We start from the raw sequence: 23,041 nt of genomic DNA on the forward strand, positions 1-23,041 counted from the left end.
TATTAATATGAATTTTAATATAGTCTGACATCGCAGTAAAGTTAGGCTATAAGCTGCAATAAAATAAATGGAGAGGGGATGAGGCGTTGCACAACGGAAAAGTAGTTATCGTAACCGGAGCCGGCAATGGCATTGGCAAAGGGATTGCCTTGGAATTTGCAAAAGCAGGCGCATTAGTCGTAGTCAGCGAAATAGATGAGCAGTCGGGTAATCAAACAGCTGAAGAGCTGCGTCAACTAGGAGGATCTGCTCTATTCATCCAAACGGATGTAGCAAGTGAACAGAGCATTTGCGGTATGGTTAAGCGAACGGTGGAAGCACTTGGCCGAATTGATGTGCTCGTTAACAACGCGGGAATTACTGTATTTAAGCCAATATTGGAGGCGACGTCAGCCGATTGGGACCGGTTAATGAACATTGATTTGCGGGGCGTATTTTTATGCAGCAAATATGCGGCTGAGCATATGAAGCGGCAAGGAAAAGGCTCCATTATTAACATCTCTTCGAATCATTCAGTAGCCACATTGCCTGATGCAGAAATGTACGCCGCAGCCAAAGCAGGTGTGAACGGTTTAACCCGCAGCATGGCGCTAAGCTTAGGCAAGCTCGGTATTCGAGTCAATGCGATTTGCCCGGGATTTACGAATACCCCACATTATCGTCAATGGCTGGAAAATGACGGGAAAGCTGCTGAAATTGAAGCGGAAGTCATCTCGCTGCATGCGGGCAACCGGATCGGTACTCCAGAAGATGTGGGGAAGCTTGCTTTATTTCTCGCTTCAGATGATTCCGCGATGATGACAGGTGCCGAGCTTTTGCTAGATGGAGGGTTATCTACGAGGCTGTATCATTCGAAGCTTTGTTAAGATTACGAAAGGCTGCCAATTCAATGCCGGAAGCTAATTTAAAAGGAGGATTTATATGAAAATTGTTTCAATGGAGCTGTTTCAAGTGCCGCCGCGCTGGCTATTTCTGAAAATTACGACGGATGAAGGAATTGCTGGCTGGGGCGAGCCGGTAGTTGAAGGAAGAGTGGATACGGTTCGCACGGCTGTCGAGGAGCTTGGTGACTATCTTATAGGCAGGGACCCTGGACAAATCGAAGATTTGTGGCAGGTCATGTACAGGGGCGGCTTTTATCGGGGCGGCCCGATTTTGACGAGCGCTATATCAGGCATTGAGCAAGCGCTTTGGGATATAAAAGGGCAGCGGCTGGGAGTGCCGGTGTATGAGCTACTGGGAGGCGCTGTTCGCGACCGGATGAAGGTATACGCATGGATTGGCGGGGACCGTCCCGAGGATGTTGCGACAGCTGCCAAAGCTCAAGTCTCTGCCGGTTACACCGCGCTCAAGATGAACGGTACGGCTGACATGGAGTGGATCGATTCCAGTGAAAAGATTATGCAAGCGGTGCAAAATATGGCCACCGTTCGAGAAGCTGTCGGGTATGGCATCGGAATCGGCATAGATTTTCACGGCCGGGTTCATAAAGGAATGGCCAAGGCGCTTATTAAAGAGCTGGAGCCGTTCAAGCCTATGTTTATAGAGGAGCCGGTGCTGCCGGAAAATAACGAAGCTTTGAAGCAGCTAAGCCAAATCAGCTCTATCCCGATCGCGACAGGCGAGCGGATGTATACGCGTTGGGGCTTTAAGCAATTGCTTGCCGAGGGAACCGCGGATATTATTCAGCCCGATTTAAGCCATGCGGGAGGCATTTGGGAGGTTCGCAAAATCGCGGCAATGGCAGAGGCTTATGATGTTGCCGTAGCTCCGCATTGCCCGCTCGGGCCGATCGCGCTGGCAGCATCCTTGCAGCTCGATTTCTGTACGCCGAACGCGTTCATCCAAGAGCAAAGTCTCGGCATTCATTATAACCAGGGCTCAGACCTGCTTGATTATTTGGAAGACCGCTCGGTATTTGATTATAAGGATGGCTTTGTTGAAAGAATGAAAACACCGGGTCTGGGAGTCAAAATTAATGAGGAAAAGGTAAGAGAAATGGCTGCGGTCGGCCATCGTTGGCGCAATCCTGTATGGCGCAACGTGGACGGATCCGTAACGGAATGGTAAGAGCAGTAGCGACTTGATTCAATGTGGACAACATCGGTTGTGAGGCTAATCTAGAAGCTGTCGATTCATTATGGATAACAATACGTCAAGTAAACAAAGGGGAAGCGGAGGGCAAGATTGGAACTGGAGAAACGATAGTGGCCGCCTTTGTGTTACAATTTTAACAAATTAATGGGTCATGAAATCAATAAAAATTGTAATACAACAGCGGTTGTAAGTCCAATCTTGGATCGCAGCGCCATCCTTTTCCATTGCTTGTTGTCTTATCCATAATGAATCGACAGTCTAATCTGACTCGAGGTAGAGGCGGTATACACTATGTCATTGACGGAGCAATTATTTAAGCATAAAATCGTAGCCATTATACGGGGCGTGCCGGAGGAAAAGGCAGATGATGTAGCTGAAGCGTTGTATCAGGGCGGCATCCGTTTTATGGAAGTGACGATGAACACGGAAGGCGCGGCCGGCATGATTGCGCGCTGGAGAAAAAGGTACACCAGTGAAATGTTCATTGGCGCAGGAACGGTGCTTAATGAGCAAATGGCGCGGGAAGCGGTGGAAGCTGGCGCTCAATTTCTTATTTCGCCTAATGTTGATGAAGGCGTCATTCAATGCGGTCTTGAGGCAGGGGTTGACCTCTATCCAGGCGCTATGACGACCACTGAAATTGTAAAGGCATGGACACTTGGCGCGCATGTCGTAAAAGTGTTTCCAGCGGGCAGTCTCGGTACTTCATATATGAAAGAACTGCAGGGGCCTTTATCTCATATCCCGATGATGGCGACTGGCGGAGTAAGCTTGGACAATATGAAAGCATATGCGGAAGCTGGCTCGAGAGCTTTTGGTTTGGGAGGAAGTTTAGTGAATAGGGCACTCATTCAAGAAGGAGATTTTAAAGGCTTAAAAGAGCATGCAATGCAATACGCAGCTGCGGCGCAGCAGCTTTAAACGAAATTCGCAATGAAAACGGAATTGGATGGAGGGTCTTGGGAGTGAACATCATAGTCAAGCAAACGGACTTTCGAGGCAGCTACGCCATACTTATGGAAAGCGCCGCTATTAAGCTAATCGTATTGCCGCAAGCGGGAGGCAGCATTGTATCACTGCAATACAAGGAAACAGGTAAGGAATGGCTTGTTAATGCGCTAGGAGAAGGAATTCGTCAGGCAAGCTATGGCGATACATTCTCGGAGGAGATGATGCATGGCTGGGATGAATGCTTTCCGACGATTGACGCATGCCACTACCCGCTGCCGGGCTCCTATGAACATGCTCATTTGCCGGATCATGGCGAGCTGTGGTCTGTTCCGTGGACGTATAGCATGGCCGAACATAGCTTAGTAACAGAAACAAGCGGAAAGGCACTGCCTTATTCTTTTACTAGAACGATCAGCTTTATTGATGAGCAGACTCTTCGATTTTCATATTTGGTTAGGAATCCTTCTGAGGAGCCGATAACCGCTTTTTGGTGCGCGCATCCTTTGTTTTCCGCTACTGAGCATACGCAAATACGATTACCGCCAGAACTTGATTCGGTACTTTGCGTAGTTGGGGGTAAACGATACGAAAAGGGAAAGTCATACAAGTGGAATCAAGGGGCTGTAGTTCATAGCGGAATGGCTATAGATCGGCTTGCCCCGATCTCGGCGAAGGATTCGAGGAAATTTTACGCTGGAATTCCGTTTGCAACAGGACTGGCGGGGCTGTATGAGCAGGACACAGGCGAATTTGTACAGTTGTCTTGGTTAGTCAAGGAGCTGCCTTACTTTGGACTGTGGATCAATGAGGGCCATTACAATGACAAGCTGATGGTCGCTCTCGAGCCATGTAACGGTTTTTACGATAGCTTGGATGAAGCACATAAGCGAAAAAAAACATTGCTGCTGGAACCAGGAGCATCAGCTAGCTGGTCAATCCATGTAAAACTGGGAGTGGACTATCGTTAAGATAGTCCGCTCTTTTTTGCAGACTCTCTGTATTCGGAAGGACTCATACCGGTTATATTTTTGAATACACGAGAAAAGTACTGCTGCTCGGAATAGCCTATAATTTCAGCAATGTCTTTGAAATCCAGCTCGGGTTGTCTCTCGATCAATCGCTTAGCCTCGTTTATTCGCAGCAAGGTGAGGTATCTCATCGGTGGCTCTCCACTGCATTTTTTAAACACTCTGATGATATAGGACGAGTTGAAATTGAATTTCTCAGCCAGCGAGGAAACTGTAATTTGCTCAGATATATTCATACGAATATATTCTTCCAGCTTGTTGTATAGCTCCTCCGAAGTGTCGCTTACTTTCTTCCGTGGATTAATATAAGAGCTCATATAGCTATTCAATACTTGTAAAGCATCGTTGAAAAGACTTTCGTTGTCGATGGATATCGCAATAATTTCATAAAGCTCTTTTTCGATGGATGCCATAATGTCGTCGTCTTCACAGCCAATCAGCCCCATAAGCTCCACCGCCAGATTGACCAGCAGCTTCTCCAGCTGCCGCTGTGTCATGCTGCTCGCCTGCCATTCGGTGAATAGATGCAGCAGTTCGCTTTGCAGCGAATCAAACTGCTGCTGCTTGACGAATAATTTCATGGAATTCATGTGTATAGAATCGTAATTATGGGATGGTCTGTCCGGCGCTTTTCGTTCCTTCGTCGTAATAATCGAGGAAAGGCAGCATAGCAAATTTCGTTCAAGGGAAGCCCTCAGCATACGCGCTGTATCCCGAATATGTTCCAAGCTTACAGGCGACTCCTCGGCACAGATTGTAATAGGAATTGAGTCCAGAAGCGAGGAAGAGATCGCATTTATCAGCTCCTCTGCATGATAAGCCTGTTTGCTGCTGGACAGAACAAGAAATTTCTGATTAAAGAATTTGTCGTCGATTACCCGCCATGACATGGCTTTGTCCCAAATACTCGCTGTTATTTTAGACCAATCGATCATCGACCAAAGCCGGTCAAAGAAGTCGGTATCGAGAACATCGGCAGTATATGTATATTGATTGCCTAGACAAATGAAATACATATGGAACTGCTCCGTTTTGATCGATTCGGGCAACGCTGACGCTGGCTTGATGCCATGCACCAGTCTTTCAATAATGTCGCTTTCCAGCTTGTTAGCTTTTTTATCAAGTCTAGTTTTGATGCCAACCATAGTTTGCATAAGCAAATCTTTTTTTACAGGCTTAAGGATATAATCAGTCACACCTAATCGAATCGCTTGCTGCGCATAAGAAAAATCATTGTAGCCGCTAATAATAACGATTTCCAGCTCCGGCCTCATTATTTTGGCGCGCTGGATCAGCTCCAAGCCATCCATTGCAGGCATATGAATGTCCGTGAACAAAATATCAGGCTTCATTTGCTCGACCAGCGATAAAGCATCCTCTCCATCTAATGCGGAAGCAATAACTTTGAAATGCAGGTCTGTTTGTTCAATTTTTTGAATGATATTGTCTAAAATAATTTGCTCGTCTTCGGCAACGATAACGGTGTAGCTATGTTCAGTTTTCATTTTATCATTCCTTCATCTATTCGTTTTCCGCCAATGATGATCACAGCGCCGCCGTTAGTGGGAGCATTTGAAATTTCAAATACGACGTGATGATTGTTTAACAGCTTGAGCCGGTAATAAATATTGGTTAAGCCAATATTGCTCAACAGCTCAGAATCATCGCCATATTTGACCGATTGCTCATTAATTTTGCTCCTGATCTGGCTGATTGTTTGTTCATCAAACCCGACGCCATTATCGCGGATCGTTACTTTCCAAAACTGATCCGTATATTCTCCTTTTATTGAAATCGTCCAAGGAGGCTTTTGTGTAAAGCCGTGCTTAAAGCAATTTTCTACGATCGGTTGAATAAGCAGGCGAGGCACTTGAATCTCGTTCATTTCGGCAGGTACGTCGATATCATAATGAAACTGGTTCATATAACGTATTTTCATCAGTTCCAAGTATTTTAGTGTATAATCGATTTCTCGTTCTATCGTAACAGGCTTTGAGCTTTCAACAGCAATATAACGCAGCATTTCAGAAAGATTGTGGCACATCTCTACTATTTCATCCTGATTTTGATTTTCCGCTTTAATGCTGATTATAGCTAGCGTGTTATATAGAAAATGCGGATTCATCTGAGCTTGCAGTGCGAATAGCCTAGCCTGTATTTCATGTGATTTTGCAGATACGACCTCTTCAAGTGAGGATTTTAAGCGATTGCACATGTCAAGGAAAGATTGATTAAGCTCTTCTAATTCATTTAATGACACATTATTATTTAGCTTCGGTTCTAATGTTTCCAGGCTGAGCATTTTAATAGATTTTCGAATCCGTTTAATAGGCAAGGTGAGGCCTTTGGATACGAAGAATGTAACGATCATTGTAATAAATAAAATAATGACGCCAAAGAAAAGAAATTTGCTGCGAAAATGAACGACTGGCTGCAGCAGATTAGCCTCCGACTGCACCAATGCGACAGTCCATCCTGTGAACTTTGATTTTGTGAACGAAATGCTGTCTGTTTCATGATTAAAAGGGTTTTTAATTGAAAAGGTTTTAGCTTCGGAACGTTTTTGCATATTGTCCCAGTAAAAAGCGGATAGCTCATTCAAGCTGTTATTTTCGGGCTGGTAAGGATAAATAAGGAAACCATCTGAATGGTATACATATACAGCCGTGTTTATGGAAGAGTGAGGATTATCCTGATTCACGGATCGCTCGATGAGAGCCTCAATTTGTTTGTATTCCTGTTGAATCTCTACGATGCTGTCAACCTTGGCGCCGAAAACTTCGGAGAATGCTCTGGAAAGCGAAATAATGATCGTGCCGGATGGATCCCAATCATTAGGGCGAGGTATAGAAATACTTCGTCTGCCATCCAATTGTAAGATCGGGTCAATCCATTTTTTACTTTGGATAATAGCAGGGTCAAGGTCTTGGACATCGTATTCTTTTCCAAACTTGACGAAGTGGCCGCTCAAATCAAACAGATTCATTTGATAAAATTGCAAAGGAATGCCGGTTATTGAAAATAACATGCTCGTAATATCCCATTTATTATGAAGAATAGTAATATCTCGATCGGTGCTCTTGGAAAAAAATAATTGTTTGACTGGCTCTGCACTGATGACTCTTTCTGCAATTGAATCCATGTATTTAAACTGAGAGTCAAGCGTATCGGACAGATTTAATGAAAGCTGGTGATTGGATTCAGCAGCTTGTTTCTTTAAGGCATTTGCTGTGGAAACATAGAAGGATATGCCAAGCCCGATTAAAATAATTAAAATTAAACTGGAATAACTGATGAATAATTTGGATTGTATACTTTTGAATGTAAACACGATATCCTCCCAATCAGCCAATAATCATGTTGATTATAACATAATAATTTTATTTGTCTTTTTGAAAATGAAAATGCAAAAGGTCAATAATGTCCACAGTTTTATGTCAGTATTTTATATTCAATACCTATTTGAAAGGGGTTACAATTTAATTGCAGAAAGAACAGATCAGTTACTAACGGGAGGATCAGAAATGAAAAGAATGGGATCAAGAGGATGGATCATCAGTCTGCTTATGCTTTGCCTGGTTGTTGTTCTGGCGGCGTGCGGATCAAAAACAGGCAATAATCCAAGCAATAGCCCAAGCAATAATCCAGGCTCATCAAGCAATTCGGAAACGCCTGCGGCGACAAATAACGGTGAAGAGAAGAAAAATGTAACGCTGACCTTTGTCGCCTCGCAAAACTGGGTGAATAAAGGATCAAAGGTAGATTCGGAATTAATAGAAGCCTTTACAAAAGAAACGGGCATTAAAGTCGATTTGCAGGTGGTGCCCGATGATCAGTACGCCAACGTTTTGAAAACCAAAATGACTTCCGGCGAAGTGCCGGATATATTCATGGTCGGTGCAGGCTCAGGAGCACATAAATATTTGCCGGAAAAATACTTTGCCGATTTGTCCAATGAAGAATGGGTATCGCGCTATGCGCCTTATGCCAAGGCAGGCACGACGATCAACGATAAAATTAGCGGCTTCATGACGTGGAACGTAGATGGATGGGGCATTTTGTACAACAAAGAGCTGTTTGCGAAGCATGACTTGCAGGTTCCAAAAACAATGGAAGAGCTGATGCAGGTTGCAGATGCATTGAAAGCAGCCGGCATTGAAACACCGCTTTATATGGTTGGCAAGGAAGCCTGGTATTGGGCGATCTGGTTCTCGCAATTCGGTCCAAAGGCTGCAGAAGCTAACCCGGGCTTGTACGACAAGCTGAACAATCAAGAGATGAAATTTGCGGATGTAAAAGAGTTTGAGTCATTTTTGGCGGAGTTCAAAACACTGTATGACAAAGGCTACTTCGGTAAAAATTCTTTGTCCAATGCTTGGGATTCCAGCTATGAGGCAATGGGCACAGGCAAATCGGCCATGATTATGATGTATCAGTCTTATCAAGGTGAGGTTGCTGAAAAATATGCGGATTCAAAAGCAAATGAATGGGAAATGTTCCCGATCCCGCTGGCAGGCAATGATATGTATTCGCATTCAGCAGGCGGCAATATGCGCGTAGCTTACAAAGATTCCAAAAACTTGGACAGCGTGAAGCAGTTTTTTGACTTTATGGCAAAGCCGGAAAACCTGAATACGTTCTATGACGGCCGTCCTGATTTGCAGTCTAATCCTTCGTTCACGGATGTAGCGGGCAAGCCGTCGCAAGCTGGCAAAACGATCCTTGAAAACGCGCCGGGCGGTCAAGGGCTGGATATGGAATATGGCCTGCTTTACTGGGATAACACCATTATCGGCAAGTACATTCAAGAGCTGATGCTCGGCAGCAAGACCCCGATCCAAGTGCTAGAAGCGATTGACAACGATCGTAAAAAGCTGTTTGACGCTCAAAACCAGTAAGTAATTTTAAATTGTGGAGGCCAACATGTCTATTAAAAGAAGTATAGCTGTAATAACGATGTTATGCCTTGTATTTACTACTTTGCTAAGTACATTAACAGCCGGGAAAGCTCAGGCGGAAGCAGCGGGTTCATCTAATCTAGTTTTGAATCCGGGCTTTGAAGATGGAGAGGCTCATTGGAGTTTTGAACCGGAACAATCCGCTGGCATTGCTACTAATAATCCGCGTACTGGCAGCACGAATGCTTGGATTAATCCAGGTACCACTCATACTATTTCGCAAAAGGTGACGATACCCGAGACGGGCGTATATAAACTTTCCGCCTATGCGTCCAATTGGGCTGCAGGCGGCTCCATGACAATTAAGGACAAATCATTTCCGTTTAGCGCATACAGCAATACGTATACTTTAGTGGAGCTGCCTGACCTCGCTTTTAAAAAAGGGGAAGAGGTTGAGATCGTTTTTAAGAGCGGGCCTGACGGTTGGCTGAATGTTGAAGATGTTGAACTTGTGAGCACATCCCTCAATCAGCTGTCTGAAGTGCTGCTTGATAACCTGGCCGCGGCTGACTATGATCTGTTTAAAACTTCCAACCTAATTGTATTGCCTAAAGGCACTTCGGTGGCCCCGCAACTATCGGCTATTTTGGCAGATTGGGCTAAGGACAAGGGAGCAGAAATGACTTATGAGCAGGCAGCAACACTTCCTGGGGAAGCGAAAATTCATGTCACTTTCGATGGCATGACGACTACTCACACGGTTGCTTTCATAGCTAAGAGTGACAACCCTCTAGCTTCAATAGCATTATCTGCAAGTGAAGATGTGCTGCCTTTGGATGGCGAGACGCAGCTTATAGTAACAGGCACGCTGGAAGATGGCAACACCATTGATTTATTGACTGATGCATTGTCTACGGTGAAATTTGAAGCGCCAAGCAAGCTTTTCGTGATCGGGGAGAACGGAAAGGCCAGGGCTGGCACTTATGATATTGGAGATATTGAGGTTAATGTTACAGTATCTCGCGAAGGCGAAACTTTTATAGACAAGATGAAATTTACGATCAAGCCTGAGCCGGCAAGACCATATATTAGGGATTATACACAAACCTTAACGATGAAGCTGTTTTTGGGTAAAAACGGACAGGTTGACCTCAATTTAGAAGAGGCACTCGATGCGATTAAAAAAATGGATAACATGACGCGTAATATTCCGAAAATCGTATATTTGGTTGGATGGCAGCATGATGGCCACGATTCTAAATATCCGGATTGGAATTTAGTCAATCCGAAGCTTAAACGAGAACAGGACGCGACGGCGCTCGACAGCCTTAAATGGTTAATGGATGAAGCTGTAAAATACAACACAACCGTGAGCCTCCATATTAATATGACAGACGCCTATGAGAACAGCCCGCAATGGGATGAATTCATAGAGAAGGATTTAATCCGCAAGGATGAGCATGGCGAGTTGATTAAAGGCGGGCTATGGGTGAGCGGTCAAAGCTACCGCATTAACCTAACGCGTGCATGGGAATCGGGCGTGTTGAAAAGAAATATCGATGATTTGTTGGAGATGCTTCCTCAACTAAAGCGTGGAGGTACTATTCATATCGATGCATTCGTAACTAACTATATTCCTAGTGAGCCGAATCCTGATGACTATTCTTCCCCATATCATCAAACAACCTTCCGTCAAGACACGGAAACACAGAAAAAAATTATTCGCTATTGGCGTGACCAAGGGATAGATTTTACTAGCGAATATTTCCAGCTTTATCGCGAAGATCCGCTTTATGGCATACAGCCGATGGCGTGGTGGGCAGACTGGCGCTCGCTTGAAAGCCAGATGGAATTGCCTGCGCAGGTTGCGGTCGGGGGTAGAGGAGGCCATGATCTATTAGGCGTCAGTATGCATGGTGAAGATATTGTGATGAAGGATAAAACGCATTTGACCGGCTTTTTGCAGGAGTTCAGTCAAACGACGCTGCCATGGCAATATTTGAATCAATTTGACCGGCTTTCTTATGACAGTGCTACCAATACCATTGCGTTCTCAGGTGGAGTGACTAGTTCTAAAGTAAATGACAAGCCCATAATTAAGCAAGGCGAAGTGTTATTAGTTGATGGCACAGACGTATTTGTTCCAGCATTGTGGAAGAAGGAAACGCGTGAAATTATCGCATTCAGCGAATCTGGGTACACAGAAAGAAGCTGGAAGCTGCCGTTGGAATGGTCGGATGTTGAGCGCGTGCATATATTTGAAATCGGAATGGGGCTGCCACGTCTTATCCAACAGGACGCGGCTATCGTGGATGGAGAAATTCGTCTATCTTTGCTGCCAGGGCAGGCGTTCTATTTGACACCGGCAGATGCACCAGTAGTCCTCGATCCGCTGCAAGAGCTTGCAGCCAGTATAACTTCTGTACCGACGATTGAAAGAGATGTTCAGAAACTTAAATGGCCAACGGTTCCAGAAGGGTATAAAGTAGAGATGGCAAAGTCGGATCAGCTGAATGTCATTGATTTAAATGGAAGAATAGCTCCTCCAATGGCAGATACAACAGTAATGATTGTGCTCCAGGTTAAACGTCTTTCAGACGGAGCGATCGCTTATACTGCGCCAATTGCCGTTACTGTGCCAGAAGGAAGCGTTAAAAATATAGAACAGGTGTATAGCCCGAAAGATGCTGTCCTGTCTGGCCAAGCGCGACTTAAGGAAGATACATTTTATATGACAGGCTATGCTCTTGGATATGTAGGCGGCGAGCAAGGAAACGACAATATTGCCGCTTTTACAAATATAATGCTGCCGGGTGACAGCTTATATGAGCTTACGTTAGAATACGCAACTGCTCAGCCAAGAACCGTATTTGTTCGGGCAAATGACGGAGAAGGCATAGCCGTATCGTTAACAGGCTCCAGTTGGCAGGATGTCCAGAGAAAGAAGATTAGAGTGCCGATGAAGGAAGGCATGAATCGAGTCGAACTGTATAATCCAGATGGCTATGCACCGGATATGGGCGCTATCGTTGTACAATCCATCAGTCCTTATACGATTGCAGACGAAGTGGACGCGATTCAAGCTCCTGCCAAACAAGACAAGGTGCTAACGCTTCCTGATATGCCATTTGGTTTTACGATTGCTGTGAAGTACTCCGATCATGAAGATATCATTCAGCCGGACGGAGCAATTATTGCTCCTAAAGAGGATACAATGGTGAAAGTAGTGCTTGAGGTAACACGCCAATATGATAACAGTAAAGCGGAAACTGTTGAATTTGAAGTGCTTGTGCCAGGCATTGCCCAAATAGAAAAAATAGCTGCTGTAAACGTAGAAACGACTAAAGGAACAGCACCGGTTCTGCCGTCAAGCGTTGTTGTCACTTATTCGGATGGAAGTACTGCGAATGCCGCTGTAGTATGGGAGGCGATCCAGCCTAGCGACTATGAAGCAGAAGGGGCTTTTACAGTAAGCGGAACAGTTGAAGGGACAGCTATAAAAGCAATAGCCAATGTGACAGTCAAACCGAAAAGCGGAGGAGGGTGGACTGGTCCTGTAGTGACGCCAGTGGATCCAGAACCTAAGCCAGAACCAGAACCAGAACCAGAAGCGAAAGAGGGAATTATTGAGCTTTTATTCAAGCCGACGGCTGGACAGCTTGAAGTGCCAGGATCCGTTTCCGTTGTAAAAGTAGGTAAAGATGGAACGAGAACAGCCGTTGTTTTTAGCCATTATGATGCCAAGACTGGAATTGTAAAGGTGAAAGGTTCAGCTGAATACGAATATGAAGTTGTATATTCAGAGAAGAAATTTAAAGATATATTAAAATATGAATGGGCTGAGGAAGCAATTGAGGCTCTTGCGGCTCGAGGCGTGCTGCATGGAATAGGCTCTGAACAATTTGCCCCTCAGAAAGGCTTGAAGCGTGCTGACCTCGTTATGATGCTAGTGCGTATGTTCCAATTGACAGCAGAGGCGGATTCCAATTTCGCTGATGTCAGCGAATCGGCATATTACTATAACGAAGTAGCTATCGCCAAGCGATTAGGGATTATTCAAGGAGTTTCGTCTGTCGAATTCAGACCTGAGGCAGAAGTTACGCGTGAGGAGCTCTTTGTAATTCTGGATCGTGTGCTGCGTCTTACAAAGCTTAATGATGAAGCAGCGAAGCAGGCCCTGCTAGATTCATTCAAAGATAGCGGGCAAGTGGCAGGCTATGCGAAAACTAGTATAGCAACGCTAGTTCATTTAAATTTGGTTACTGGAAATAATAATCAACTGCTGCCAAAGAAAACAGCATCACGTGCTGAGACTGCTGTTATGCTGTATCGTATAATTGCAATGGCATTAACAGAATAAGCGAAATAAAAAATAGATTTCCCAGATGTTCAGTTTGAACATGACGGGAAGTCTATTTTTTTGAAAATAGGTTTGCTTAATGAAAGCAGAAATGCAAGAGGTCAATAATATCCACAGTTTTATGTCAGTAATCGATATTCAATACCGATTTGAAAGGGATTACAATTTATTTGTAGGAATGAGATCAGATCAATGACTAACGGGAGGTTCAGAAATGAAAAAAATGGGATCAAGAGGATGGATCATCAGTCTGCTTATGCTTTGCCTGGTTGTTGTTCTGGCGGCGTGCGGATCAAAAACAGGCAATAATCCAAGCAATAGCCCAAGCAATAATCCAGGCTCATCAAGCAATTCGGAAACGCCTGCGGCGACAAATAACGGTGAAGAGAAGAAAAATGTAACGCTGACCTTTGTCGCCTCGCAAAACTGGGTGAATAAAGGATCAAAGGTAGATTCGGAATTAATAGAAGCCTTTACAAAAGAAACGGGCATTAAAGTCGATTTGCAGGTGGTGCCCGATGATCAGTACGCCAACGTTTTGAAAACCAAAATGACTTCCGGCGAAGTGCCGGATATATTCATGGTCGGTGCAGGCTCAGGAGCACATAAATATTTGCCGGAAAAATACTTTGCCGATTTGTCCAATGAAGAATGGGTATCGCGCTATGCGCCTTATGCCAAGGCAGGCACGACGATCAACGATAAAATTAGCGGCTTCATGACGTGGAACGTAGATGGATGGGGCATTTTGTACAACAAAGAGCTGTTTGCGAAGCATGACTTGCAGGTTCCAAAAACAATGGAAGAGCTGATGCAGGTTGCAGATGCATTGAAAGCAGCCGGCATTGAAACACCGCTTTATATGGTTGGCAAGGAAGCCTGGTATTGGGCGATCTGGTTCTCGCAATTCGGTCCAAAGGCTGCAGAAGCTAACCCGGGCTTGTACGACAAGCTGAACAATCAAGAGATGAAATTTGCGGATGTAAAAGAGTTTGAGTCATTTTTGGCGGAGTTCAAAACACTGTATGACAAAGGCTACTTCGGTAAAAATTCTTTGTCCAATGCTTGGGATTCCAGCTATGAGGCAATGGGCACAGGCAAATCGGCCATGATTATGATGTATCAGTCTTATCAAGGTGAGGTTGCTGAAAAATATGCGGATTCAAAAGCAAATGAATGGGAAATGTTCCCGATCCCGCTGGCAGGCAATGATATGTATTCGCATTCAGCAGGCGGCAATATGCGCGTAGCTTACAAAGATTCCAAAAACTTGGACAGCGTGAAGCAGTTTTTTGACTTTATGGCAAAGCCGGAAAACCTGAATACGTTCTATGACGGCCGTCCTGATTTGCAGTCTAATCCTTCGTTCACGGATGTAGCGGGCAAGCCGTCGCAAGCTGGCAAAACGATCCTTGAAAACGCGCCGGGCGGCCAAGGGCTGGATATGGAATATGGCCTGCTTTACTGGGATAACACCATTATCGGCAAGTATATTCAAGAGCTGATGCTCGGCAGCAAGACCCCGATCCAGGTGCTAGAAGCGATTGACAACGATCGTAAAAAGCTGTTTGACGCTCAAAACCAGTAATGGCTTTGATGGCTGGCTGGACGATTACTTCAAGGTACGTCCCGCCAGCCATTTTCAACAATTTGTTGCAACTCTCGTATGAGAAATTCATAAATGAGGTAACGCTATGTACGTAAATAAAATATATTCCAAAAAGTTTATTTTGCCCGCTCTAATTATATTTTTTCTGTTATTTTTGCTTCCAAGCTTTATGGGCTTCTATTATTCCTTAACGAACTGGAATTCAATGAGCGATAATGTTAAATTTATCGGTTTAGAAAATTTTAAAGAAATTTTTAATGACAGCGGCAGCTTTTTATTTATTAAAAACACACTAATGTACGCATTTTTCACAACGATCCTGAAGGTTGCTATTGGTTTGGGATTAGCTTTAATGCTTAACGAAGGAATTAAAACAAAAGGGCTTTTACGCACGATTTATTTTTTGCCGATTATTATTTCAAATTTAATTGTTGGTTTAATGTTTCAACAAGTGCTGCATCCAACTAATGGAATATTGAACCACGCGCTTGAATTTATTGGATTAAGCTCCTTGACGCAAGCGTGGCTGGAGGATCCGAAATGGGTGATGTGGTCGACTATCGGTGTTGAAGTATGGAAGGCAGCCGGCTTTGTCATGATTATTTTCTTGGCTGGACTGCAAACGGTATCGAAGGAAACAATTGAAGCGAGCGATATGGACGGGGCCAACTATTGGAATAAGCTCACAAAAGTAATTATTCCTTCAATCGCGCCTTCTATTTTAATTAATACATTATTAAGTGTCATTTCGGGATTAAAAGTGTTCGACGTTATCTTCGCCTTGACGAATGGCGGACCAGGAAGATCTTCCGAAGTTATTAATATTACGATATTCAATCAATTTTCTATGGGTAATTATGGATACAGTACAGCTTTGGGTGTTATTATGTTTATTTTCCTGGCCATTATTTCAATTGGCATTATTATGATATTTACAAGAAAGGAAACGGATCGATAATGGTTAAGCGCAAACGATTGGTAAACATCTCTAAGGAAGCATTCGCATGGTTGCTGAGCCTTGTCATCATCGTTCCTTTTTTGATGGTGTTGTTGAATTCGGTTAAATCCGTCACAGAAGCTGCAACGATGAGCCTGTCGCTTCCATCTGAATTTTTATTCAGCAATTACCTGGAAGTATTAAAGGACAAACGGATATACTCGTCTTTCTTAAACAGCTTGTTTTTATCGACGGCTGCTTCTCTCATAACGCTCGTTGTATCGTCTATGGCTGCGTTCGTTATTTCTCGGAACCGGTCACGATTTAACATGGTCATCTATTCCATCTTTTTGCTCGGGCTTGTTGCTCCGATGAATTATGTGACTACGATGAAGGTTATGCAAATGCTGAACATTATTAATACGTATACAGGTGCTTATTTGCTTTATTCTGCGATATTTATACCTTTTACAGTGTTTTTATATTTTGGCTTTATCGGCAGCATACCGAAGGAGCTTGATGAATCTGCTGTGATCGATGGCTGCGGCGGCGGAAGATTGTTTTTTCAAGTTATATTTCCATTGCTGAAGCCCGTCACGGTTACGGCGATCATTATTAACTTTTTGAACTGCTGGAATGATTTTATTATCCCGCTTTATTTTCTTAATTCCTCAGACAAATGGGGAATGATTATGGTGATGTACAATTATTTCAGCACCTATATCAGCTCCTGGAATTTGGTGTCTGCGGCTATGATTTTAAATCTGCTCCCTATTATTGTTGTGTATGCGATAGGACAAAAATATATTATTTCAGGCATGACGGCAGGCGCGGTTAAAGGTTAACGCTATAGAAATATTTGAAGGAAACAGAGAGGGAGAAGTATTGTGCCTATTCAAGTAAATACTGAGCAGAACTTATTTTTACTGTCATCGGGTAATATGTGCTACGGTTTTGGAGTGGATGCTCAGGACCGCTTATTGCATATTCATTGGGGAAACAAAGTGAAAATAGACGATTTGGCGCAATTGCTGCAGCCTTATTATCATTCTCATTTTGACGCGGAGGTAGAGCGGGAAAAAGAAGAGTATAGCCCTTGGGGCGAACTAAGCTTTACCGAACCTGCACTTAAAGTAAAGTTTCACGACGGGGTAAGGGATCTGAAGCTGCAGTATAAAAGCTATGATCTTTGGAAATTGGATGATCGCGATATACTCGTTATTCATCTGCAAGATGCGTATTATCCATTGGAGGTTAAACTGACTTATTCCGTTATATCCGGTTATGATCTGATTGAACGCCAAGCAAGCTTGATCAATCATGGAGCAGATCCTATCCAGCTTGAAATTGCGCAGTCAGCGGTATGGTCTATTCCGGCGATGAAAGAAAGCAGAATGACTTATGTTGCGGGCAAATGGCAAGAAGAGAATCAAGTTAAAACGAGTATTATTCATGAAGGGAAAAAAATAATCGAAAGCCGGCGCGGTATTACAAGCCATCATGCCAACCCCTGGTTTGCAATGGATGACGGGTCCGCAGATGAGGGAACAGGAGCTGTCTGGTTCGGAGCGCTTGCGTGGAGCGGGAATTGGAAAATAACAGCTGAAAAAACAGCGTTCGGCAACGTAAGAGTAGCGGGCGGCATTAACGATTTCGATTTTGAATGGAGCTTAAAGGCGGGCGAGACGTTCGAAACGCCTCTATTTATCGGCGGCTATTCGGGCGAAGGCTTTGGAGGCATGAGCAGAAGGCTGCACGGTTATCAGCTGCAATATATTATGCCTGTGAACGAACGGTCGAAGTATAGGAAGATTCTTTATAATTCATGGGAAGCTACTGAATTTAAAATTGATATTAGCGAGCAAATTTTGCTTGCGCAAAAAGCGGCGGCTATGGGCGTCGAGCTATTCGTTATCGATGACGGCTGGTTCGGAAAAAGAAATCATGACAAGGCTGGTCTTGGCGATTGGCATATTAATACGGAGAAGTTTCCAAATGGCTTAGGGGAATTAATTAAAAGCATAAATGCGCTAGGGATGGACTTTGGCATATGGGTGGAGCCGGAGATGGTCAATCCGGACAGCGATCTTTATCGCATTCATCCGGATTGGATTTATCATTTTCCGAATCGGGAAAGCTCATTGGCTAGAAATCAGCTCGTGCTTAACTTATCCAAGCCGGAAGTAAAGGCGTTTATTCTCGATTTTATGACGAAGCTGTTATCCGAAAATAATATCAAATTCGTGAAATGGGATATGAACCGCGCCATTAGCGAGCCAGGCGGGCTGCATGTTCCAGAGACAGAGCAGCGCGAGTTTTGGGTTAGACATGTACAGCATTTATACGAGATTTGGGATGAGCTAAGAGCTAGGTTTCCAGAGGTTACATTTGAAGCCTGCTCCAGCGGCGGCGGCAGAGTCGACTTCGGCATGCTGCGCTATGCCGATCAAGCATGGGTTAGCGATAATACCGACGCATTTGATCGTTTGAAAATACAAGAGGGCTTCTCCTATACCTATTCGGCTCAATCTATGATGTGCTGGGTAACGGATTCTCCTGGTCATGCCAATAAACGCAGCGTATCGTTGAAATATCGTTTTCATGCCGCAATGATGGGCTCGCTTGGCATTGGCGGCAATTTGAATAAGTGGTCAGATGCCGAGCTTTCTGAGGCGAAGGAATGGATAGCTCTTTATAAACAGCTGCGTCCAGTGATTCAACAAGGCAAGCAGTATCGCTTGCTGTCGCCGCGAACAGGATCGACGACAGCCGTTCAATATGTCAATGATGATGCAAGTGAAGCTGTCGTGTTCGCGTTTTTACATGCCCAGCAATTCGGGAACTTTCAGCCGCGGCTTCGTCTGCAAGGGCTGCAGCCTGATCAGACATACCGGGTGGAGGCGAGCGATCCGTTCGTTATGAGCGGAAGCGGACTGATGAATATTGGCGTCCCGCTTGCATTAGGCGGCGATTTTGATAGTGTATTGATTCGTATTCTTGCAATTAATGTGTAGAAAAGTAGAAAGCAGTCCCGGTGATATTTTGTCACCGGGACTTTCTGTATAATTTATTTAATCGTTATATTCCCGGAGGTTGTATGGATTTGCACTTTAACTGAACCATCCCCCGTTTGCCCCTCTGTCTTCCTGTTACTACGCTGAATATTTTCTAAAGGAATAGCTACAGATCGTCTTCCGCTGCCTGATTTCAACAGCCAGTATGCATTAGAGTTCTTGTCATTCAGTTTTAATAGAACGTTGCCGCTTTTGACAGAAACATGAATGTCATTGTTTATATGTGCATATTCTAGCGCTACATTTCCGCTGCTGCCTTTAATATCGAGTTTTTGTTCGTTCATATTTTTTATATTTACATTGCCAGAAGATCCGTCAATCGTTATATTCCCTGTATAACTAGCAGGAATTCGAATGAGCAGCTCAGGCATTTTACCGATATTTAATAGGCGTCTGATATCACCTTTCAGCCGAATTTTGATGTATTGTTTTCCTTCATTAATCACAATACCCGATCCATTATTGTTGTAGAGCAAGCCAACTTCAACGGACTCAATATCTGCTGATTCTACTTTTAATGTTGTACTGCCATGGTCAATATGGATGTTTTCTACTTCTTTAAGTGCTACAGCATGTATTTCTTCTTGTTCTTCATTAGCACAGGCACTTAAAAAAAGAATTCCTGTTAAAATCAGACAAGTAAAGTATATTTTCATTTCATCACCTCTTCATAATTGTGACAGCAATTATATTAGATTACGCAGCGTCACTATCAAGGTAAATTTATTGAACTTTACTAAAAGAACAATTTAACAAAATAATTAGCACTTGAAAGTGACGTTACGTCATTTTGTATAATGAATCCAATATTAAAACTCTCCATGAGTGAGTCCTTTAAGACAGGGAGAAGAAATGGCAACGAGAGGATGTTAGAAAATATGAAGCAAGAAGATATTGTTATTTATGCATGTGTTATTATAGGTGCTGGGATTGGGCTTATAATTGATCAAGCGCTGCCCGGAGTATTAGTTGGACTAGGTTTGGGATACCTAATTAAACTTAGATTATATAAAGACAAAGAGTAATAATAATTTAACCGCGAGGTGCATGTGCTTGATTCATATAAAAGAAGTTGCGAAGCAGACTAAAATCACTGTAAGAACATTAAGGTATTATGATCAAATCGGTTTATTGACAGCCACTTCCAAAACAGAAGGGGGGCATCGGCTATATTCGGATGAGGATATGAAAAAGCTTCAACAGATTCATTTTTTAAAAGGAATGGGTTACAGTTTGCAAGATATTAAATCTATGTTGTCTGATTCTAAATGGAATTGGTCGATTAGTTTAAAAAGTCAACTCGATTATATCATTGAAGAACAAGAAAGATTAAAGAGTATGGAATCATCTCTGCGTGAATTGATCAATAGTATTGCAGTAGAAGGCGGAGACGACCATCTTGCCATACAGAACCTCATCCAGTTATCGAATCAAAATAAAACAAGATTGCAGACTTTTAGAGAGAGCATGTTTAATAACAATGAGCTTGAATTGTGGTCAAGGTTGCCAAAAATGAAGGGTGAAGATCCTGATTCTATGGAGTGGATTGCTTTGTTAGGCCAAATTAAACGACATATGACGGATGATCCTGCCTCAACAAAAGTGCAAAACATAATACGCCGAATGCTTGAAAAACAAAAAGAGGAGTTCAAAGGGGAAGATGAGTTTGTTGATAAGCTGTGGGCTATAAGAAAGTCTGAAAGCCAATCTGAAAAGCTTGGACTTTATCCGATAGAAAAAGAAGTTTTGGATTATATGGAACGAGCATATGAAATCCACATATCTATTATGAATTCATCTGCCAGCAAGGAGGAATATTGTGAGCGTTGAACTGCTTCTTATGATAGGGGGATTAGCTCTATTAGACATGCTAAGTCCTGCCACTTTGGGGGTCACGGTATACCTGCTGTTAACTGAAAAAGAGCGTTTAAGCTCACGCTTAATGATATATTTATTATCAGTTGCAGTATTTTATTTTTTGGCAGGCATTTTTGTGATGTTAGGCTTGGATGCTGTCATGACTGCTTTTTCTACTATTCTTCAAAATAGGGTTGTAAGCTGGATTATGCTGATAACTGGCGGAGGACTGTTCATAGCCAGCTTTTATTACCCTAAGAGCAAAAAGTCGGATTTGCCGAGGCCTAAGTCCAAAAGTAAAATGTCGATGGTTGCCCTCGGCTTCACGACATCATTAATCGAAGTAGGTATGGCGTTCCCATATTTCGCTGCTATTGGTCTCATGACAACCTCAGATTTAAAAGCATATCAGTGGCTCCCTATTTTAGCCGGTTATAATTTTATGATGGTGCTGCCGCCATTGATTTTATTTTTACTTCATTTATTATTGAGAGGATTGATGCACAGACCACTGGAAAAGCTTCAAATGAAGCTGTTGAAGCACTCAGGCTCAGCTGCTTCTTGGATCATGTGCATTGTAGGGTTGATTTTGATTTTTCAAAGCTTGGACTACTTGTAAATAATAACAAGGGGAGGGGGGATATTTTTAAAGGTGAATATAAAAAGTAGCAAAATAAATTAAGGAAAGTACTAATATTGGAGGTGCAGCATTGGACACTTACCCAGCAATGGAATCAGCAGATTTACGAGTACCACAAAAAATTTGTACATTTAACGATGCATGGACACAATGGTTACAAGGAAACAAGTTCCCAGTTGCTTTTTTCGGGGATAGTACGGTGGACGGAGTGAATACGACGGATTGGGTCGCCAATACGATTGGAATAGACGGCACTTCGCCGAACGCTTTTTCGAAAAAATTGGAGGAATTGCTTCGTCAAGCGACAAACAACGAAGTTTTGCGCATTTATAACTCGGGTTTTAGCGGAAAGAATGCAAGCTGGGCGGCAACAATTCTGGAGGAGCAGTTTGGTGGCTCCTCAGCTTATCAAGATGTACGAATGATCGGAATCGGTTTCGGGATAAACGATCGGTTGCTCTATCCGAACGAAAAAGCTTATCGGGACGGCTTCAAAACGGCAGTCAAACAAATTATTGATTGGTGTTACGCCAAGGGAATCCAACCATTTCTACTAACGACCCAAGCGATCGTCGAACCGGGGGTAAAAACTTTATATACTAACGACTACCCGATGAGAACAAGTGAACATATCGCGTGCATAGCCAATGAGGTGAAGAGAGAGCTGGCGGAAGCGTACAGGCTTCAGCTCGTTGACATGAACATTTATACGGAAAAGTTCCTCTTGTATTCCTCGGTCAGCACGAAGCGAATTATTTCGGATCAACTGCACTTTGGAGACATCGGCCATCAGTACGAAGCAGGAGCACTTTTCTCCTGTCTTTGCCCCCGTACAATCGTAGTAGACGGTTATACGAAAATCGATTATTCCAGTCAAAAAATCAAAGACAGCGTACCCGACGACTGGTTGTCGCTGCCCGATGTTTCCTCGGACGGTTTCAAAGTTTATGTCGACTATACGAAGGCTGACACTTTGGACATTCTCATCATGTCCGCTTGGGTGTTCGTTAACGCTAAGCGAAAACTCGAGCTGAAGGCATATACAGGAAGCTCGTCCGATACTTACGTCAAAATCAATGGTGAGATCCGAAGCTTGAACGGTGGTGAAACGATCCTCGATCAGTTGGATTTAGGCTTATATCACCTGGAAGTATTTACTGGATCATCATCGAAGGTCGACTTTAAAGGCTTCATTCTTGAGTAGTCGAAGCCTGCGAAATAGCGCCCCCAGGGAGACTGTCGATTAATTGTGGATAGTTGCAACAAGCAATAGAAAGGGGTGCCACTACGATCAAAATTGGGATTCCGACCGCTGTTGTAGTCCCATTTTTTTGATGAAATAACCCCTGTAAAGGATAAAATTGGCCTACAAAGGCGGACGCTGCCGCTTCTCCATTCCCAATCTTGCTCTCCGTTTCCCTTTTCTCATTGCTTATCAATAGTTGCACACATTGAATCGACAGTCTCCCAGGATTCGTTACAATACTCCAAAAACAACATCATTAGCGGATAACCATTCTCAACACTCCAGAATGCCGTCACGCCGAATGATTCAGGATTTTCTACTGATTATCGCTCGGCTTTGTCTCC

Annotated in this window: 17 protein-coding genes; 14 read left to right on the top strand and 3 right to left on the bottom strand. The window is 43.5% G+C overall.

The genetic code is table 11. The annotated features are described in order from the left end of the window. Nucleotides 1-86: 86 nt before the first annotated feature. From V1L65_RS09540 to V1L65_RS09555, 4 genes are all read left to right on the top strand, one after another. Entirely contained in the window at nucleotides 87-866 is a 780-nt protein-coding gene (locus tag V1L65_RS09540; RefSeq protein ID WP_331698901.1) for an SDR family NAD(P)-dependent oxidoreductase, read from the top strand. Between the two features lie 55 nt (nucleotides 867-921). After that, entirely contained in the window at nucleotides 922-2,070 is a 1,149-nt protein-coding gene (gene dgoD, locus V1L65_RS09545) for a galactonate dehydratase (RefSeq protein WP_331698902.1), read from the top strand. A gap of 318 nt (nucleotides 2,071-2,388) precedes the next feature. Next, complete coding sequence (locus V1L65_RS09550) at nucleotides 2,389-3,018, top strand: bifunctional 4-hydroxy-2-oxoglutarate aldolase/2-dehydro-3-deoxy-phosphogluconate aldolase (protein ID WP_331698903.1); 630 nt, start codon at nucleotides 2,389-2,391, stop codon at nucleotides 3,016-3,018. 44 nt (nucleotides 3,019-3,062) lie between these two features. Beyond that, nucleotides 3,063-4,016 carry a hypothetical protein gene (locus tag V1L65_RS09555; protein ID WP_331698904.1) on the top strand — a complete coding sequence of 318 codons (954 nt, stop codon included), beginning with the start codon at nucleotides 3,063-3,065 and terminating at the stop codon, nucleotides 4,014-4,016. On the opposite strand, the gene V1L65_RS09560 is transcribed toward V1L65_RS09555, so the two are convergent. Both V1L65_RS09560 and V1L65_RS09565 read right to left on the bottom strand, forming a co-directional pair. Next, complete coding sequence (locus tag V1L65_RS09560) at nucleotides 4,013-5,581, bottom strand: response regulator transcription factor (protein WP_331698905.1); 1,569 nt, start codon at nucleotides 5,579-5,581, stop codon at nucleotides 4,013-4,015. The genes V1L65_RS09555 and V1L65_RS09560 overlap by 4 nt on opposite strands. Next, entirely contained in the window at nucleotides 5,578-7,407 is a 1,830-nt protein-coding gene (locus V1L65_RS09565; RefSeq protein ID WP_331698906.1) for a sensor histidine kinase, read from the bottom strand. Before V1L65_RS09565 ends, V1L65_RS09560 begins: the two co-directional genes overlap by 4 nt. Before the next feature lie 193 nt (nucleotides 7,408-7,600). Here V1L65_RS09565 and V1L65_RS09570 point away from each other — a divergent pair, with 193 nt between their 5' ends. The 6 genes from V1L65_RS09570 (at nucleotide 7,601) to V1L65_RS09595 (ending at nucleotide 18,894) form a co-directional block, all read left to right on the top strand. After that, nucleotides 7,601-8,974 carry an ABC transporter substrate-binding protein gene (locus V1L65_RS09570; protein WP_331698907.1) on the top strand — a complete coding sequence of 458 codons (1,374 nt, stop codon included), beginning with the start codon at nucleotides 7,601-7,603 and terminating at the stop codon, nucleotides 8,972-8,974. A 25-nt stretch (nucleotides 8,975-8,999) separates the two neighbouring features. Beyond that, nucleotides 9,000-13,334, top strand: coding sequence for an S-layer homology domain-containing protein (locus tag V1L65_RS09575; protein WP_331698908.1), 4,335 nt, complete (start codon nucleotides 9,000-9,002; stop codon nucleotides 13,332-13,334). 214 nt (nucleotides 13,335-13,548) lie between these two features. Next, nucleotides 13,549-14,922: an ABC transporter substrate-binding protein gene (locus V1L65_RS09580; protein WP_331698909.1), complete on the top strand. Its 1,374-nt coding sequence runs from the start codon at nucleotides 13,549-13,551 to the stop codon at nucleotides 14,920-14,922. A gap of 106 nt (nucleotides 14,923-15,028) precedes the next feature. After that, complete coding sequence (locus tag V1L65_RS09585; RefSeq protein WP_331698910.1) at nucleotides 15,029-15,901, top strand: carbohydrate ABC transporter permease; 873 nt, start codon at nucleotides 15,029-15,031, stop codon at nucleotides 15,899-15,901. Further along, complete coding sequence (locus tag V1L65_RS09590) at nucleotides 15,901-16,725, top strand: carbohydrate ABC transporter permease (protein WP_331698911.1); 825 nt, start codon at nucleotides 15,901-15,903, stop codon at nucleotides 16,723-16,725. Before V1L65_RS09585 ends, V1L65_RS09590 begins: the two co-directional genes overlap by 1 nt. A 42-nt stretch (nucleotides 16,726-16,767) precedes the next feature. After that, nucleotides 16,768-18,894: an alpha-galactosidase gene (locus V1L65_RS09595; protein ID WP_331698912.1), complete on the top strand. Its 2,127-nt coding sequence runs from the start codon at nucleotides 16,768-16,770 to the stop codon at nucleotides 18,892-18,894. A gap of 53 nt (nucleotides 18,895-18,947) precedes the next feature. Here the strand turns inward: V1L65_RS09595 and V1L65_RS09600 are convergent, their stop codons facing one another. After that, nucleotides 18,948-19,610 carry a DUF4097 family beta strand repeat-containing protein gene (locus tag V1L65_RS09600; protein ID WP_331698913.1) on the bottom strand — a complete coding sequence of 221 codons (663 nt, stop codon included), beginning with the start codon at nucleotides 19,608-19,610 and terminating at the stop codon, nucleotides 18,948-18,950. Between the two features lie 222 nt (nucleotides 19,611-19,832). Between V1L65_RS09600 and V1L65_RS09605 the strand changes: the two genes are divergently transcribed. The 4 genes from V1L65_RS09605 (at nucleotide 19,833) to V1L65_RS09620 (ending at nucleotide 22,655) form a co-directional block, all read left to right on the top strand. Further along, the gene (locus V1L65_RS09605; RefSeq protein WP_331698914.1) at nucleotides 19,833-19,979 is read left to right on the top strand and encodes a hypothetical protein; all 147 of its coding nucleotides are present in this window, start codon (nucleotides 19,833-19,835) and stop codon (nucleotides 19,977-19,979) included. Between the two features lie 28 nt (nucleotides 19,980-20,007). Further along, entirely contained in the window at nucleotides 20,008-20,784 is a 777-nt protein-coding gene (locus tag V1L65_RS09610; RefSeq protein WP_331698915.1) for a MerR family transcriptional regulator, read from the top strand. Further along, the gene (locus tag V1L65_RS09615; RefSeq protein WP_331698916.1) at nucleotides 20,774-21,430 is read left to right on the top strand and encodes a GAP family protein; all 657 of its coding nucleotides are present in this window, start codon (nucleotides 20,774-20,776) and stop codon (nucleotides 21,428-21,430) included. The genes V1L65_RS09610 and V1L65_RS09615 overlap by 11 nt, the downstream gene beginning before the upstream one ends. Nucleotides 21,431-21,521: 91 nt before the next feature. Next, the gene (locus V1L65_RS09620; protein WP_331698917.1) at nucleotides 21,522-22,655 is read left to right on the top strand and encodes an SGNH/GDSL hydrolase family protein; all 1,134 of its coding nucleotides are present in this window, start codon (nucleotides 21,522-21,524) and stop codon (nucleotides 22,653-22,655) included. Nucleotides 22,656-23,041: the final 386 nt, after the last annotated feature.

The organism is Paenibacillus sp. IITD108, from assembly GCF_036541265.1.
GTDB lineage: Bacteria > Bacillota > Bacilli > Paenibacillales > Paenibacillaceae > Pristimantibacillus.

What these genes read in the sequence shown, in the direction of transcription:
- dgoD (WP_331698902.1), top strand. Translation starts at nt 922, where the DNA reads ATGAAAATTGTTTCAATGGAGCTGTTTCAAGTGCCGCCGCGCTGGCTA.
- V1L65_RS09550 (WP_331698903.1), top strand. Translation starts at nt 2,389, where the DNA reads ATGTCATTGACGGAGCAATTATTTAAGCATAAAATCGTAGCCATTATA.
- V1L65_RS09560 (WP_331698905.1), bottom strand. Translation starts at nt 5,581, where the DNA reads ATGAAAACTGAACATAGCTACACCGTTATCGTTGCCGAAGACGAGCAA.
- V1L65_RS09585 (WP_331698910.1), top strand. Translation starts at nt 15,029, where the DNA reads ATGTACGTAAATAAAATATATTCCAAAAAGTTTATTTTGCCCGCTCTA.
- V1L65_RS09575 (WP_331698908.1), top strand. Translation starts at nt 9,000, where the DNA reads ATGTCTATTAAAAGAAGTATAGCTGTAATAACGATGTTATGCCTTGTA.
- V1L65_RS09600 (WP_331698913.1), bottom strand. Translation starts at nt 19,610, where the DNA reads ATGAAAATATACTTTACTTGTCTGATTTTAACAGGAATTCTTTTTTTA.
- V1L65_RS09580 (WP_331698909.1), top strand. Translation starts at nt 13,549, where the DNA reads ATGAAAAAAATGGGATCAAGAGGATGGATCATCAGTCTGCTTATGCTT.
- V1L65_RS09590 (WP_331698911.1), top strand. Translation starts at nt 15,901, where the DNA reads ATGGTTAAGCGCAAACGATTGGTAAACATCTCTAAGGAAGCATTCGCA.
- V1L65_RS09570 (WP_331698907.1), top strand. Translation starts at nt 7,601, where the DNA reads ATGAAAAGAATGGGATCAAGAGGATGGATCATCAGTCTGCTTATGCTT.
- V1L65_RS09605 (WP_331698914.1), top strand. Translation starts at nt 19,833, where the DNA reads ATGAAGCAAGAAGATATTGTTATTTATGCATGTGTTATTATAGGTGCT.